The 13860-nt window shown below is 37.0% G+C and carries 15 protein-coding genes and 1 other annotated feature; of the genes, 8 read left to right on the top strand and 7 right to left on the bottom strand.

Annotated elements, in window-relative coordinates; genetic code table 11:
• The first annotated feature begins 247 nt into the window (after positions 1 to 247).
• Positions 248 to 1429, top strand: a complete 1182-nt coding sequence (locus tag KFD70_RS03515; RefSeq protein WP_336453372.1) for a NupC/NupG family nucleoside CNT transporter — start codon at positions 248 to 250, stop codon at positions 1427 to 1429.
• 25 nt (positions 1430 to 1454) lie between these two features.
• On the opposite strand, the gene KFD70_RS03510 is transcribed toward KFD70_RS03515, so the two are convergent.
• The 3 genes from KFD70_RS03510 to KFD70_RS03500 form a co-directional block, all read right to left on the bottom strand.
• The gene (locus KFD70_RS03510) at positions 1455 to 2627 is read right to left on the bottom strand and encodes a DUF418 domain-containing protein (protein WP_336453373.1); all 1173 of its coding nucleotides are present in this window, start codon (positions 2625 to 2627) and stop codon (positions 1455 to 1457) included.
• Between the two features lie 172 nt (positions 2628 to 2799).
• A complete protein-coding gene (locus KFD70_RS03505; RefSeq protein WP_016112449.1) occupies positions 2800 to 3306 on the bottom strand; it encodes a ferritin in 507 nt (168 codons plus the stop codon).
• Positions 3307 to 3361: 55 nt separating this feature from the next.
• On the bottom strand, positions 3362 to 3685 hold the full coding sequence (locus KFD70_RS03500) for a MazG nucleotide pyrophosphohydrolase domain-containing protein (RefSeq protein ID WP_336453374.1): 324 nt from the start codon (positions 3683 to 3685) through the stop codon (positions 3362 to 3364).
• Positions 3686 to 3758: 73 nt separating this feature from the next.
• On the opposite strand from KFD70_RS03500, the gene KFD70_RS03495 reads away from it, so the two are divergent.
• Positions 3759 to 4337, top strand: a complete 579-nt coding sequence (locus tag KFD70_RS03495; protein WP_336453375.1) for an LOG family protein — start codon at positions 3759 to 3761, stop codon at positions 4335 to 4337.
• 18 nt (positions 4338 to 4355) lie between these two features.
• Here the strand turns inward: KFD70_RS03495 and KFD70_RS03490 are convergent, their stop codons facing one another.
• Both KFD70_RS03490 and KFD70_RS03485 read right to left on the bottom strand, forming a co-directional pair.
• Entirely contained in the window at positions 4356 to 4553 is a 198-nt protein-coding gene (locus KFD70_RS03490) for a hypothetical protein (RefSeq protein ID WP_336453376.1), read from the bottom strand.
• Positions 4554 to 4982: 429 nt separating this feature from the next.
• Positions 4983 to 5420: a Dps family protein gene (locus KFD70_RS03485; protein ID WP_336453377.1), complete on the bottom strand. Its 438-nt coding sequence runs from the start codon at positions 5418 to 5420 to the stop codon at positions 4983 to 4985.
• A gap of 217 nt (positions 5421 to 5637) precedes the next feature.
• On the opposite strand from KFD70_RS03485, the gene KFD70_RS03480 reads away from it, so the two are divergent.
• From KFD70_RS03480 to KFD70_RS03465, 4 genes are all read left to right on the top strand, one after another.
• Positions 5638 to 6072 carry a DUF3920 family protein gene (locus KFD70_RS03480; protein WP_336453378.1) on the top strand — a complete coding sequence of 145 codons (435 nt, stop codon included), beginning with the start codon at positions 5638 to 5640 and terminating at the stop codon, positions 6070 to 6072.
• Between the two features lie 114 nt (positions 6073 to 6186).
• A complete protein-coding gene (locus tag KFD70_RS03475; protein ID WP_336453379.1) occupies positions 6187 to 6597 on the top strand; it encodes a MarR family winged helix-turn-helix transcriptional regulator in 411 nt (136 codons plus the stop codon).
• A 49-nt stretch (positions 6598 to 6646) separates the two neighbouring features.
• Positions 6647 to 7345, top strand: coding sequence for a pirin family protein (locus tag KFD70_RS03470; protein ID WP_336453380.1), 699 nt, complete (start codon positions 6647 to 6649; stop codon positions 7343 to 7345).
• Between the two features lie 160 nt (positions 7346 to 7505).
• Positions 7506 to 9155, top strand: coding sequence for a M4 family metallopeptidase (locus tag KFD70_RS03465; protein WP_336453381.1), 1650 nt, complete (start codon positions 7506 to 7508; stop codon positions 9153 to 9155).
• Positions 9156 to 9202: 47 nt separating this feature from the next.
• On the opposite strand, the gene KFD70_RS03460 is transcribed toward KFD70_RS03465, so the two are convergent.
• Positions 9203 to 9517, bottom strand: coding sequence for a metal-sulfur cluster assembly factor (locus KFD70_RS03460; protein ID WP_000076465.1), 315 nt, complete (start codon positions 9515 to 9517; stop codon positions 9203 to 9205).
• Positions 9518 to 9655: 138 nt separating this feature from the next.
• Here KFD70_RS03460 and KFD70_RS03455 point away from each other — a divergent pair, with 138 nt between their 5' ends.
• Complete coding sequence (locus KFD70_RS03455; protein WP_336453382.1) at positions 9656 to 10741, top strand: TIGR04053 family radical SAM/SPASM domain-containing protein; 1086 nt, start codon at positions 9656 to 9658, stop codon at positions 10739 to 10741.
• Positions 10742 to 10956: 215 nt separating this feature from the next.
• Here KFD70_RS03455 and KFD70_RS03450 read toward each other — a convergent pair whose 3' ends face one another.
• Positions 10957 to 11778, bottom strand: a complete 822-nt coding sequence (locus tag KFD70_RS03450; protein WP_336453383.1) for a class I SAM-dependent methyltransferase — start codon at positions 11776 to 11778, stop codon at positions 10957 to 10959.
• Positions 11779 to 11895: 117 nt separating this feature from the next.
• Positions 11896 to 12170 (top strand) — a binding site (T-box leader).
• 52 nt (positions 12171 to 12222) lie between these two features.
• On the opposite strand from KFD70_RS03450, the gene metG reads away from it, so the two are divergent.
• Positions 12223 to 13857, top strand: a complete 1635-nt coding sequence (gene metG, locus KFD70_RS03445) for a methionine--tRNA ligase (RefSeq protein WP_336453384.1) — start codon at positions 12223 to 12225, stop codon at positions 13855 to 13857.
• Positions 13858 to 13860: the final 3 nt, after the last annotated feature.

Below are 13860 nucleotides of genomic sequence, written 5' to 3'. Positions count from 1 at the left end.
GAAATTTATGTTGCATTTCAATTAGATAACGCTTACAATTTGGTTTGTAGGTGGTATCAATTTCAGACTTTAAATACGGTAGGGAAGAAGAGACTACCTGTTATAAATTGCAATTTATGTAAACGCTTACTGATTTTAGGTTATAGTTTAAAGTAAATAGTATTTAGGGGTTCTTATTTTTTTAATATCAATGGTCAGACGTCATTCGTTGGACGACAGATAACTTATGGAAGTGGAGGATTCACATATGAAACTAGTTATGTTTCTAGTTGGTTTACTTGTTGTATTTGTACTAGGTTTCCTTGTAAGTTCAGATCGTAAGAAAATTAAGTATAAACCAATTGCAATTATGCTTGTTATTCAATTAGCATTGGCATACTTCTTATTAAATACAAAGATTGGATTTGTATTAGTAAAAGGAATTTCGGATGGTTTTGGTGCCATTTTAAAATATGCAGAAGCAGGGGTTAATTTCGTATTTGGTGGTTTAGCAAATGATGGACAAGCACCATTTTTCTTAACGGTATTATTACCAATTATCTTCTTAGCGGTATTGATTGGTATTTTGCAACATATTAAAATTTTACCGATTATTATTCGTGCAGTCGGTTTCGTATTAAGTAAAATAAATGGTCTAGGAAAACTAGAATCATATAATGCAGTAGCAGCGGCAATCGTTGGTCAAGGTGAAGTATTTATTACAGTAAAAGACCAATTAAGTAAATTACCAAAAAATCGTTTATATACACTTTGTGCGTCTTCAATGTCAACGGTATCGATGTCAATCGTCGGTTCTTATATGAAAATGATTGATCCAAAATATGTAGTAACGGCACTTGTCTTAAACTTATTTAGTGGATTCATTATCGTTCATATTATTAATCCTTATGACATTAGTGAAGAAGAGGACATTTTAGAATTACAAGAAGATAAAAAGCAAACGTTCTTTGAAATGTTAGGCGAGTATATTATGCTTGGATTCTCTATCGCAGTAACAGTAGCGGCGATGTTAATTGGTTTCGTAGCATTAATTACAGCAATTAACGGTGTATTTGATTCTATTTTCGGCATTACATTCCAAAGCATTTTAGGATATGTGTTCTCACCATTAGCATTTGTAATGGGTATTCCAACATCAGAGATGCTAGCAGCAGGACAAATTATGGCAACAAAATTAGTAACAAACGAATTTGTTGCGATGCTTGATTTAGGAAAAGTAGCTGGTGATTTATCAGCTCGTACAGTAGGTATTTTATCAATCTTCCTTGTATCTTTCGCAAACTTCTCATCTATTGGGATTATCGCAGGAGCAACGAAGAGTATCGATGGAAAACAAGCGAATGTTGTATCTTCTTTCGGATTAAAACTTGTGTATGGTGCAACGTTAGTAAGTATATTATCAGCGGTTATCGTTGGGGTTATGCTATAAAATAAGGAAAGCAATGAGCTTGGGCTCATTGCTTTTTTTTCATTACCTTATGCTTAAAAGCAGGCCTTTTCAAATAAGTTCCAAGCCGCCATACGTATTCAACAGGCCCTATACGATACCTTTGTAGCCAATAGGTACTAGCATATAATTGAATGCTATAAATTCCAATCGTCAATACGATGCCAAAGAAGTAACCGATTTTTCCATATAATCCGAAACCGTACGCATAAAAAATCGTAGTAGCAATGATAGTCTGTGCTAAATAGTTACTAACTGACATTTTACCCATATTAGCCACATACTCAAGTAAGCGTAATGCTTTTTTGTAATGGAATAAGAGAATAATTGAGCTTCCGTAAAAAAGGGCCATTCCTAATGGTGAAACACTGTCTTTTAGCATAATGAGGATCGGTTGCTGTGTTAATAATGCTAAGATTTTTACTGTGAAAGAAAAGATACCACTGATAAGCCAAAGTTTTTTGAGGGAAGATACATGTTTATCTATTTCAAACAGCCATCCTTTTTTCCCGACATATATTCCTAGCAAGAACAGCGGAGCCATTAGAATGATCATTAAAAAGGTTAGAAGAAATCCCCCGGAAAATCCAGTGATTCCAATATCTTCGAATGGATTTTCGTAGAGGCGGAATTTTATATGATCTGTATAACTCCCGGTTTTGTGGACTGTTTGTTCTTTTTCAATATAGGAGGAAAAATCATCTACATTTGCATTGGACTCAAAAGGGTAAGAAATAAACATAGTAAATGCTAGTAAGATAAAGGCCCAAATAAGCAATGTTTTTGGTTTTCGATTGATGAACATCATTAAGAAAATCCCTACAATCCCATATGCAAATAAAATGTCTCCACTCCAAATAAATATACCGTGAATATATCCAAGAATTAGTAAAATAATAATTCGTCGTATATAAATCGGAAAGAAACGCTTTTCTTTTGCGAGAATGCTCTTTTGCAGCAGAATAATACTAAGACCGAATAGAAAGGAGAATAGGGAAATGAAGTTGTGTGTACCAAAAAATTCAATAAACCAGTTGGCTCCTTCATCAATCTTTCCGAACACATAAGTAGGTTGGTCAGCGCTAAACATTCCAAACTGAATTAATGTCATATTAACGAGCAAAATGCCGAATAAAGAAAAGCCGCGAACTGAGTCGATTGCCTCTAGGCGTTGTTTCATAGTTTTTCTCCTTTTCTTTTTGTTTTTCTTTGAAAATAATACCATTAATAATGGAAGTCCTATGCAGAATGAATGGAAATTTAAGGTGATTTTAATGGAAGCTTAAGGTAAGTGGATATTGGGGAGAGAAAATAAAAATCACCTTAACAAACTTGTTAAGGTGATCGGCTTATTACTCAGCAGGAGGAGTAAAAGTACGTTTTTCTAATTCCGCATCTAACATAAATAAAGCGTTAGAATCGCTTGTAATACGTTTTAGTTTCTGAATGATGCTGTCGAAAGAAGCTTCTTCTTCAACTTGTTCGTCAACGAACCATTTCAAGAACGTAATTGTTGCATGCTCACGCTCATCCCAAGCGATATCAGATAGATTATAAATACGCTTTGTTACTTCACGTTCATGCTCAAGTGCGATTTCAAATGCACTTAAAACAGATTCGTACTCATTGTTCGGATTTTCGAATCCAGTAATAATCGCACGCTCTCCGCGGTCATTAATATAATTATAAAGCTTCATTGCGTGGAAACGCTCTTCTTCTGCTTGTACAAGGAAAAAGTTTGCAAATCCATCATAGCTTTCTGCCGTGCAGTAAGCAGCCATTGCCATATAAACATGGGCAGAGTAAAATTCAAAGTTCATTTGATCATTAAGTGCATCGTGTAATTTAGTAGATAACATAAAAATCCTCCCTTGTATAATATCGGGAATATTATATCATAATTGATAAATGTTCTCATTTAGTTTCTTGGAAACGTTTAGATAGTTTTTCTACATGTGCTTCCATAATATCCTGTAAGTCTAAATCATATTTTTGAGAAAGAATAATGAGGTTGGAAAGTACATCCCCAAGTTCTTCTTTTAACTCTATTTTCAATTCTTTTTCTTGCTTTTCCTGCTCATCTGGGCGATCACGTCCAATTTCAATCGCGCGCACAACGCGTGAAACTTCGCCTACTTCTTCCACTAAGAAATTTAAGCGAATAAAAGAGTTATATTGTGACCAGCTTCGTTTTTCGTAAAAATCCTCGATCCATCTTTGAAATTCGACTATATTCACTTCTTCCTCATCCCCTCAATATGTTGTACAATGTTAATTGTATCATAACAATATATAGTTTTGGGGTGTAGGTATGAGAAAGATTTGTGTGTTTGCAGGTTCTAATTTAGGAGAGAGATCTGAGTTTAAGGAGCAAGCAATCAAGCTTGGAGAGGTGCTGGTTCAAAATAATTGTGAATTAGTATACGGCGGTTCATGTGTTGGTTTAATGGGGGAAGTGGCCAATGAAGTGTTACGCTTAGGCGGGCGTGTAACGGGCGTTATGCCTCGTGGTTTATTTCGTGGGGAGATTGTTCATGAAGGATTAACAGAATTAATTGAAGTAGAAACAATGCATGAACGTAAAGCAAAAATGGGAGAGCTTGCGGATGCATTTATTGCATTGCCAGGTGGCTATGGAACATTTGAAGAATTATTCGAGGTTGTATGTTGGTCACAAATTGGGATTCATGATAAACCAGTTGGGTTATTAAATATTAAAGATTTTTACGGGCCAATTCTGCAAATGGTCGATCGTGCAGCAGAAGAAGGATTTATGAATCCATCTAATAAAGAGTTAATTGTTTCAGCAACTACTGCGGATGAATTGATTCAGAAAATGCAAGATTATAAACGACCTGTTATGGGGAATAAGTGGAAGCAGTTATCATAATAAAAAGAGGCATTCCGTTCATTTAGGAATGCCTTTAGAGTTGTCTTTCTTAGTTTTCTTATATAAGTACCAACCGCCCCAACCACCAGCGATGGCGAGGACAATGAGGAAAGGATAGCTTCTTGTGTCTACGGTCAGATTGAAAATATTCGCTATTCCTAAAGCAATTCCAACAGTTAATAAGGCGAAAAATGCTCGAATCAAATAGTCTTTCAACTGAACCACTCCCGTCATTTAATGGTATATCTACCTAAATGATATTACGTAGAAGGAAATATCGGACTTTTCTATATTTTAACATAAAAACGTTTGAGATATATAGATATAATAATAAAACCCTCTCAACATAAATTGAGAGGGTTTTATGGGGTTCTTTAGCGTAGCGAGCCGCTTGCGCTTTTAGTGGTATCCAGCTTCAGCGGCTAGAATGTTCGGTGGCTTCGCTTCTTCCTGCGAGGCAAAAAGCGCCTCTACGTCAGAAACTCCATCCTCCTCACATTCTGAGCGAGCCGCTTGCGCTTTTAGTGGCATCCAGCTCCGGTGGCAAGCTCTTCGTGTCTAAGAACCTTCCGCATAAGAAGGCAAAAAGCGCCTCGGAATCAGGAGTTCCAATGCCCTCCTGTTCTAAACGAGCCGCTTGCGCTTTTAGTTTAAGAATGCACGTAGCATCCATACGTGTTTTTCTAGTTCTGTGTAGATACCAAGTAGTAAGTCAGATGTCATTTCGTCGTCAGCGTCTTGTGCGATTTCCATACCTTTTTTTAGTTCGCCTAGCATCATTTCGTAGTCTTTCATAATTGCTTCGACCATCCCTTCTGCAGTTTCTCCGTAAGCCGCTTCTTGAATAGAAGATCGTTCTAAGTATTCTTTCATTGTCGCTACTGGTTTGCCGCCAATTGCTAAAATGCGCTCTGCAATTTCATCGATGTGTCCAGCTGCTTCTGTATAAAATTGTTCAAATTTCTCGTGTAGTGTAAAGAATTGAGGTCCTTTTACATACCAATGGAAGTTGTGTAGTTTTGTAAATAATACGTTCCAGTCTGCTACCTGTTTGTTTAATACTTCGATTACTTGTGTGTTCATATGATCAATCTCCTTCTGAGTTATTTATTATGTTGTATTTTTTATTAATTTATAATTATTATAATCTAGTAATTTGTATAAATCAACCTTTTTCCAAACATTATTTTTGAACATTTTTTGAACTAGGTGTAATGTGATATTGCAATATGTGTTTATTTTTTTTCGTATTGTGGCATATGTATAGGAAAAGGGATTTTAGAAAGGAGAATGGAGGTCAATGGAACTCCAGTTTCAAAACGTATATCAGCAAGCTGGGAATTGGTATGTGCTGGATTCAGAATTTCCGTGGGATATTCAGCAGGTGCAAAATGATGTGTTTTCATTAATTGAGAAGCGCGACATTCCAGTTGTTTTTTGCGATACGTGTGATACAAATGATGTGCTCGTGAACTTAGGAGAAGAAGAGGAAGAATTTTTATTTCCTTTAAACGGTTTTTATCATAAAGAAAGACAAATGATTTTTGTTTGCATGTGGGAACAATATGAACAAGTGCTCAAAACTTTATTACACGAGTTTCGTCATTCTATGCAGCATGAAAACAATGTATTGTATATCGAAAAAGAAGTATACGAAGCACGTTGGATTGAAAGGGATGCTAGGACATTTGCTGAACGTAAAATGAATGAATATATGCGCAGGAATATAAACTAAAGTATAGTGGTGGGAACATCATTATACTTTTCCTTTCTACTTACTAGAATAAAGTAGTTGACAATTACATAGTTTAGTTCTAAACTATGTATATCAAGCAAGCGAGGTGATGAAATGAAAGCAGAAGAAAGACTTGGGTTGTTATTATGGTTTCGTTTATCACGTTTTTATAACAGGAGCATTCGCGAGACAAATCAACATTTGAAAGAGTGGAGTTTATCAGCTGCTCAGTTTGATGTGTTAGCCCAAATCGGAGGAAACGATCGCTTAACGCAGCAGGAGCTTGGAAAAAAGCTATTTGTTACAAAAGGGAATATTACGCAGCTTTTAAATAAGATGGAACAACTAGGTTGGATTAAGCGAGAACAAGAAGGGACTACGAAATATCTTTCGTTAACAGAAAAGGGAAAAACTTTATATGAAGAAACTGTTCCGCCGCAAGAAACGTTTCAAGCAGAACAATTTAATAAATTAGATCATAATGAACAAAAACAATTATTAGAATTACTGCGAAAGTTACAATAAAAAATTTTAAATAAATATCTCGAATTCGAGATAATATGAGGTGAAGGATATGTTTAAAAAAATTGATCATAAAAATATGGGAAGAGCAAATCATGGCTGGTTAAATACACATTTTCATTTTTCATTCGCAGATTATTACAACCCAGACAATATGCACTTCGGGGCACTTCGCGTTATTAATGATGATTTAGTAGCAGCGCAAACAGGATTTGATATGCATCCGCATCGTGATATGGAGATTATTTCTTACGTTGTAGATGGTGAATTAACACACCAAGATAGCATGGGAAACCGCGGTACGATTGAGCGGGGACATGTACAATATATGAGTGCTGGTACAGGTGTATTTCATAGTGAACATAATTTAGGAAATGAGACATTACGTTTATTACAAATTTGGATTTTACCAGATCGTGCTGGTCACAAGCCAAACTATGGTGAGTTTAAATTTGATTGGAACAAGCGTGAAAATGTATGGTTCCATATGGTTTCTCCGGTTGATGGCGGTGCACCAATTGCTATTCATCAAGATGCAAACTTATACTCTCTATCGTTAGAAGCAGGAAAAGAAATTAGCTTACCTGTTGATGAAGGGCGTCAAGTGTACCTTGTACAAATTGAAGGAAGTGGCGTAGTAAATGGTGAAACACTTGTGATGCGAGATGCAGCAGAAGCAGTTGAAGAAGACATTCGCATTCAAGCAAAAGAGCAATCACATTATTTAGCGATTGAGATGAAAAAACAATAATGAGTGAATGAAAAGAGAGTGTCTAATGTGACACTCTCTTTTTTGAGGGGATGAAATTATAAGAAAAATGTTTCTCAATATTTTTTTGGCAGGAGATATTTTCCTTTTTTTGAAATGTATAAGAGTGTCAAAAAATTTTTGGGGAATGGGGAGTGTTAGATTGAAAAAGCAAGTCGTTTCATCAGCATTAGCTTTATCCGTTATCGCCTCAGGTTTTGGAGCATTTGGAGCAACAAACACAAAAGCGGCAGAAGGGCAAATTCAATATCACCAAGAATTTAAAACACCAGCTTACATAGGTGAGGAATGGAAAGCACCAGAAGGATTAGATAAAAAAGAAACAGTATTTCAGTATTTAGAAAGCAAAAAGGATATGTTTAAACTAGCAGGAAATATAGAAAGTCATTTTAGTGTTGTAGGGGAAGAAAAGGATGCTGAATCGGGTACAACACACGTGAAACTAGTAGAGAAACATAATAATATTCCTGTGTATGGATCTGATCAAACAGTTGCGCTTGATAAAGACAATAATGTGAAAGCATTCTTCGGGCAAGTTATCCCGAATTTAGAAGATAAAAATATTCCAGCTGCAGCGAGCATTACCGATGAGAAAGCGGTAGAAATTGCGAAAGCTGATATTGAGAAAGAAATTGGCAAAGTAAATCAATATGATGGTGTGAAAAAAGATTTATATGTGTATGAAAAAGATGGGAAATATTATCTTTCATACCTTGTAAAAGCATCTGTTTCAAAACCAGCTCCGGGTTACTGGCATTACTTTGTTGATGCAACAAATGGAAATGTGATTGAGAAATATAATGCAATCGATCATATTACTGGTTTTGGATATGGTGTGCTAGGAGAAAGACAATCATTTGAAATTGCTCAAGATGAAAAAACAGGAGCATTTAATTTATTTGATGGTAAACGTGGAAATGGTGTTCATACATTTGATGCACAAAATATGGATGAGAACTTGTTTAATCTCTTCTCACAATGGTTTGGATATACAGGTGAAGAAGTAGAAAGTAAATCGAAGTTCTTTGAAGATAAAGCTGCTGTTGATGCGCATGTAAACGCAGGAAAAGTATATGACTATTATAAAAAGGTATTTAACCGTAATTCTTTTGATAATCAAGGTGCGAAGTTAATTTCTTCTGTTCACGTAGGGGAAAATTGGAATAACGCTGCGTGGAACGGGATACAAATGATGTATGGAGATGGGGATGGAAACACATTTATTCCATTATCTGCAGGTCTAGATGTTATTGCCCATGAGTTAACGCATGCTGTAACAGAGCACACAGCAAATCTTGTATATAAAGATGAATCTGGTGCACTAAACGAATCGTTATCAGATATTTTTGGTGCGATGGTAGACCGTGATGATTGGGAGCTCGGAGAAGATATTTATACACCAGGTAAACCAGGAGATTCACTACGTTCCTTAAGTGATCCTGCTTCTATTCCAAACCCATTAAAACCAACTGAAGGCTATCCAGATCATTACGACAAACGTTATAAAGGTACAGCTGATAACGGCGGCGTTCATATTAACAGTAGTATCAATAATAAAGCAGCATATTTAGTGTCTGAAGGTGGCACTCATTATGGTGTGAAAGTAAATGGCGTTGGCCGCGAAGCTACAGAAAAAATTTATTACCGTGCGCTTTCAAAATATTTAACTGCAAACTCTAACTTTAAAATGATGCGTCAAGCTGCAATTCAATCTGCGACAGATTTATATGGCAAAAACTCTAAAGAAGTACAAGCTGTAACGAAAGCTTATGATGCAGTTGGTGTAAAATAAGACGTGAAAAAGACCTGACTTTATAAAGTCAGGTCTTTTCTTATTAACTAATCGCGAATGCCCAGTGCGATTTTCGCCATACGTGACATACGCTCTTTTGACCAAGGTGGATTCCAAACCACATTGACCTCGATTTCATTTACTTCTGGTACATTTGTCGATAATACTTTTTTGACATCTGATACGATCTGCCCCGCCATCGGGCAACCGATAGAAGTCATCGTCATTGTAATAACAGCATTATTATTTTCATCTGCTGTAACGTCATATACTAATCCAAGATTAATGATATCAACGCCTAATTCAGGATCAATAACCGCTTCTAAATTGGCATATAATTTCTCTTCGAATTCTTGCGACATGCACAACACTCCTAATATTAATGATATCCATTCTCATTATAAAGGAAATAAGATAAAGATGCAGTGAAATAGCTCACAGTGTTTTTTAGAATCTTCCCTATACTGATTATAAGTATGTAGGGAGGAGCGAGATGGAAAATGAATTATGATGAAAATCCTTTTATTGTGATATGGGAGGTTACACGAGCTTGTGAACTAAAGTGTTTGCATTGCCGAGCTGAAGCGCAGTATAGGAGAGACCCGAGAGAATTGACTTTTCTTGAAGGGAAGAGATTAATTGATGAAATATATGAAATGAATCAGCCAATGCTAGTTTTCTCTGGTGGGGACCCGCTTATGAGAAAAGATATTTATGAACTAGCAGATTATGCAGTGCAAAAAGGATTACGCGTTTCGATGACGCCTAGTGCGACTCCAAATGTGACGAAAGAGGCAATTCGAAAAGCAAAAGAGGTTGGGCTTGCTCGCTGGGCTTTTAGTGTGGATGGTGCTACAGCTGAGACACATGATCGTTTTCGCGGCGTGGCAGGGTCTTTTCAGCTTACGATGGATGCGATTCAATATTTAAATGAGCTACAGATTCCTGTGCAAATCAATACCACTATTTCTAAGTACAATATTCATGAAGTAGAAGAGATGGCGGCGCTTGTTGAAAAGTTAGGTGGTGTACTATGGAGCGTGTTTTTCCTTGTTCCAACTGGAAGGGGAAGTGTAGAAGATATGATTTCACCAGTAGAACATGAACTTGTATTTCGTAAATTATATGAAATAGGGAAAAGGGCTTCATTTGATATAAAGACAACAGCTGCGCAGCATTATCGGCGCGTTATCATGCAACAAAGAAAGAATCGAGAAATTCGTTATGAAGATGCCCTTCAAAATGGCTTAACCGGCAAAATTGATGGCTTAGGACGAGCACCAAAAGGCGTGAATGATGGCAACGGTTTTGTTTTTATTTCACATATTGGCGATGTGTATCCGAGCGGGCTATTACCAATTCAAACTGGAAATGTGAGAGAAAAACGTTTACGGGATATTTATCGTCACTCCCCAATTTTTCAAGCATTACGTAATCCAGATGGCTATAAAGGGAAGTGTGGGAAGTGTGAATACCGCTATATTTGTGGTGGTTCTCGTTCAAGAGCATATGCGATAACTGGTGATTATTTAGAAAGCGAACCTTATTGTGTATATGTACCGAAAGCTTTACGAAGAAAAATGTGAAATTCCTATTGTCTTTTTAGGATACATCATGTATACTTCTAATTAGTTGATAACGATTATCAGTATCAACTAAACATTACTCTTCGTTATGTTGGTCATACCCCTTTTGACTGCGTAAGTCAGAGACAAAATGTTGAAATACCTTGTGTCCTATTCTACAGAATTATGGTAATCTCCAACCTCAACTTATATGCGTTAAGCATGCAAAAAGGATCCTATCCGTGAAGGGATCCTTTTTTGCATGCTGTTGTCGTAATTAACGTGTAAAGTCCTGGAATACGTTCTTCCATTCCTTCTGGGGCTGAAGAAGGAAAGACCCAGCGTTGATGTGGACCATGCTCTTCAATAAGCTTTTCAATGCGTAGATTTGCCCCTGCAACTTCTGTAATAATTTCTCCTAACGTCCAGCGGCGAATCATCGTTTTAGGAAGTGATTCTTGCTGCGCTTTATCAAGTAGAATGCTATAAGCAACGTTATCCTCTATTACTTCTTCAGAGAAATAATCTCCGCTTGCCTTAAACTTTTGATCATCTATTGCTAATAATTTTGTATAAAGAGGATGATAGTCACGAAGGATAAAAGTCCCATCGTCTTTTAGAAGTCTTGAGATTAATTTGAAAAGTGGCTTGAGATCTAAAAAGTAATGAAGTACACCGAGTTCTAACAAAACAACATCAAATGTTGGAGAAGGTGTGATTTCTAGTACATCTGAAACGATATATTCGATAGATACTCCTGCGGCGTTTGCGAGCTCATTTGCATATTTGGCGTTGCTCTCAGAAATATCTACAACAGTGACGTCAGCACCTAATAATGCGAGTGCGACAGCTTTATTGCCTTTAGAGCCAAGTAAATTGATGATTCGTTTCCCTTTGGGGTTTTGTATATAAGGTAAGTAGTAGGCTACTTCATGAGCAGGATCTTGCATAAGTTTCTTTGCGTATTCTTTTGGAATGCCATGCCGATTTGTCCATGCTTCATAGGCTGCTGCACTCCAGCCTTTTTTATTCATTGTGCTTAATTGCTTTTGATTCAATAGAACTCCTCCTTTTTCTGAACATATAAATATTCGGAAGGGGTTTTCTATTTCCTTTTTTTCTCTAAATAAAAAATTGATTTTTCTGTAGTTTAGTCGTAAAATACGTGTTATATATGAAAAGCGTTGAAAAGGAAAAGTAGAATGAAACCATTCTTTCCAGAGAGCTTCGGGAGCTGAGAAGAAGCAAGAATATTCATTTGAACAATGGCCTTTGAGCTGCGTCCTGAACTTATCAAATGATAATAGTAGGCGGCGACGAGAGTTGGTTCTCGTTATCAAAACCACAGTATAAGAGTGTAAGTAATGCTCCGTACTTGATGAGGTCGGTTATGTGAATAGCTGGCGAAATAAGGTGGTACCGCGACTGTTTATAAAGCCCCGCCCTTATCTTTTCTGAAGATAGGGGCGGGGCTTTTTTATATTTAAAAGGAGGAATAGATGATGAGTATTTTTATTGGAGGCGCTTGGCCGTATGCGAATGGATCGTTACATCTTGGTCATGTTGCGAGTTTATTACCAGGGGACATTTTAGCGCGTTATTATAGAGCGAAAGGTGAACAGGTCCTTTATGTATCAGGTAGTGATTGTAATGGAACACCAATTGCGATTCGGGCCAAACAAGAGGGAGTTAGCGCAAAAGAAATTGCAGACCATTATCATGAAGAATTCCAGCGATGTTTTCAGCATCTTGGGTTTACGTATGATTGTTATACACGTACAGATACACAGCACCATCATGAAACGGTACAGAAGATTTTCTTACGCTTATTAGGAGAAGGATTCATTTATAAAAAGACAGTTGAACAAGCATATTGCGAAACATGTACACAATTTTTGCCGGATCGATATGTAGAAGGAATTTGTCCACATTGTCAGGAACCAGCACGCGGGGATCAATGTGATGCGTGCTCAGCCATTTTAGATCCGCTTGATTTATTAGAAAAGAAATGTAAGTTATGCGGAAGTACACCAGCAGTTAAGGAAACAGAGCATTTCTACTTTGCGTTGCATAAATTTCAGGAGCAGATGAAAGATGCAGTAGCGGTTGCGAAACAAAAAGGAGCATGGCGTGATAATGCGGTTCAACTAACAGAGCGTTACTTACAAGAAGGATTACAGGACCGAGCTGTATCACGTGATTTACCAATTGGAGTACCAATTCCAGTTAAGGGATATGAGGATAAGAAAATCTATGTGTGGATTGAAGCAGTGTCAGGTTATTATTCAGCAAGTAAACGATGGGCTAAAGAAACAGGGAAAGATGATGGGGAGTTCTGGAGTAGTAGTGCGAAGACATACTATGTGCACGGGAAGGACAACATCCCGTTCCATTCTATTATTTGGCCAGCTGTATTACTTGGGATAGGAGAAAAGGCGATCCCGCGTCATATCGTTTCAAATGAATATTTGACTGTTGAGAAACGAAAATTATCGACAAGTAAAAACTGGGCGGTATGGGTGCCGGATATATTAGAGCGATATAATCCAGATTCGATTCGTTATTTCTTAACAATTAATGCACCAGAAAATCGTGATACTGATTTTTCTTGGCGCGAATTTATTTATAGCCATAATAGTGAGCTTTTAGGGGCATATGGGAATTTTGTAAATCGTACACTAAAGTTCATTGAGAAATATTATGATGGTGCTGTGCCAAAAGGTCATGTGAATTTAGAATTGCAAGAAAGAGTGGAGGGATTATATCGCAGTGTAGGACGTGCAATTGAGCAAGCTCATTTTAAAGTAGCGTTAGAAACAATCTTTGAAACGGTACGCTTTGCCAATAAATATTTTGATGAAGAGCAACCTTGGAAACAAAGAGAGGAAAACCCTGCTGCTTGTGAAGAGACGATTTACACCTGTGTATACTTGATTGTGAACTTTGCGCAGTTACTTGAGCCATTTTTACCTTTTTCTAGTGAAAGGGTGCGGAACATATTATCTATTTCGAGTGTGAGCTGGGAATGTAAGAATGTGTTGCCAAAGCAGATTGGTCATGTACAGCCATTGTTTGAAAGAATCGATGTGAAACAAATTGAAAGGGAAGTAGAAAAGCTGTACGGAGCATTAAAGTAAAAA

This window comes from Bacillus pfraonensis (assembly GCF_050768835.1).
GTDB lineage: Bacteria > Bacillota > Bacilli > Bacillales > Bacillaceae_G > Bacillus_A > Bacillus_A pfraonensis.
Note: the sequence above shows the minus strand (reverse complement) of the source record. Positions and strands in the feature narration are given on the sequence as shown.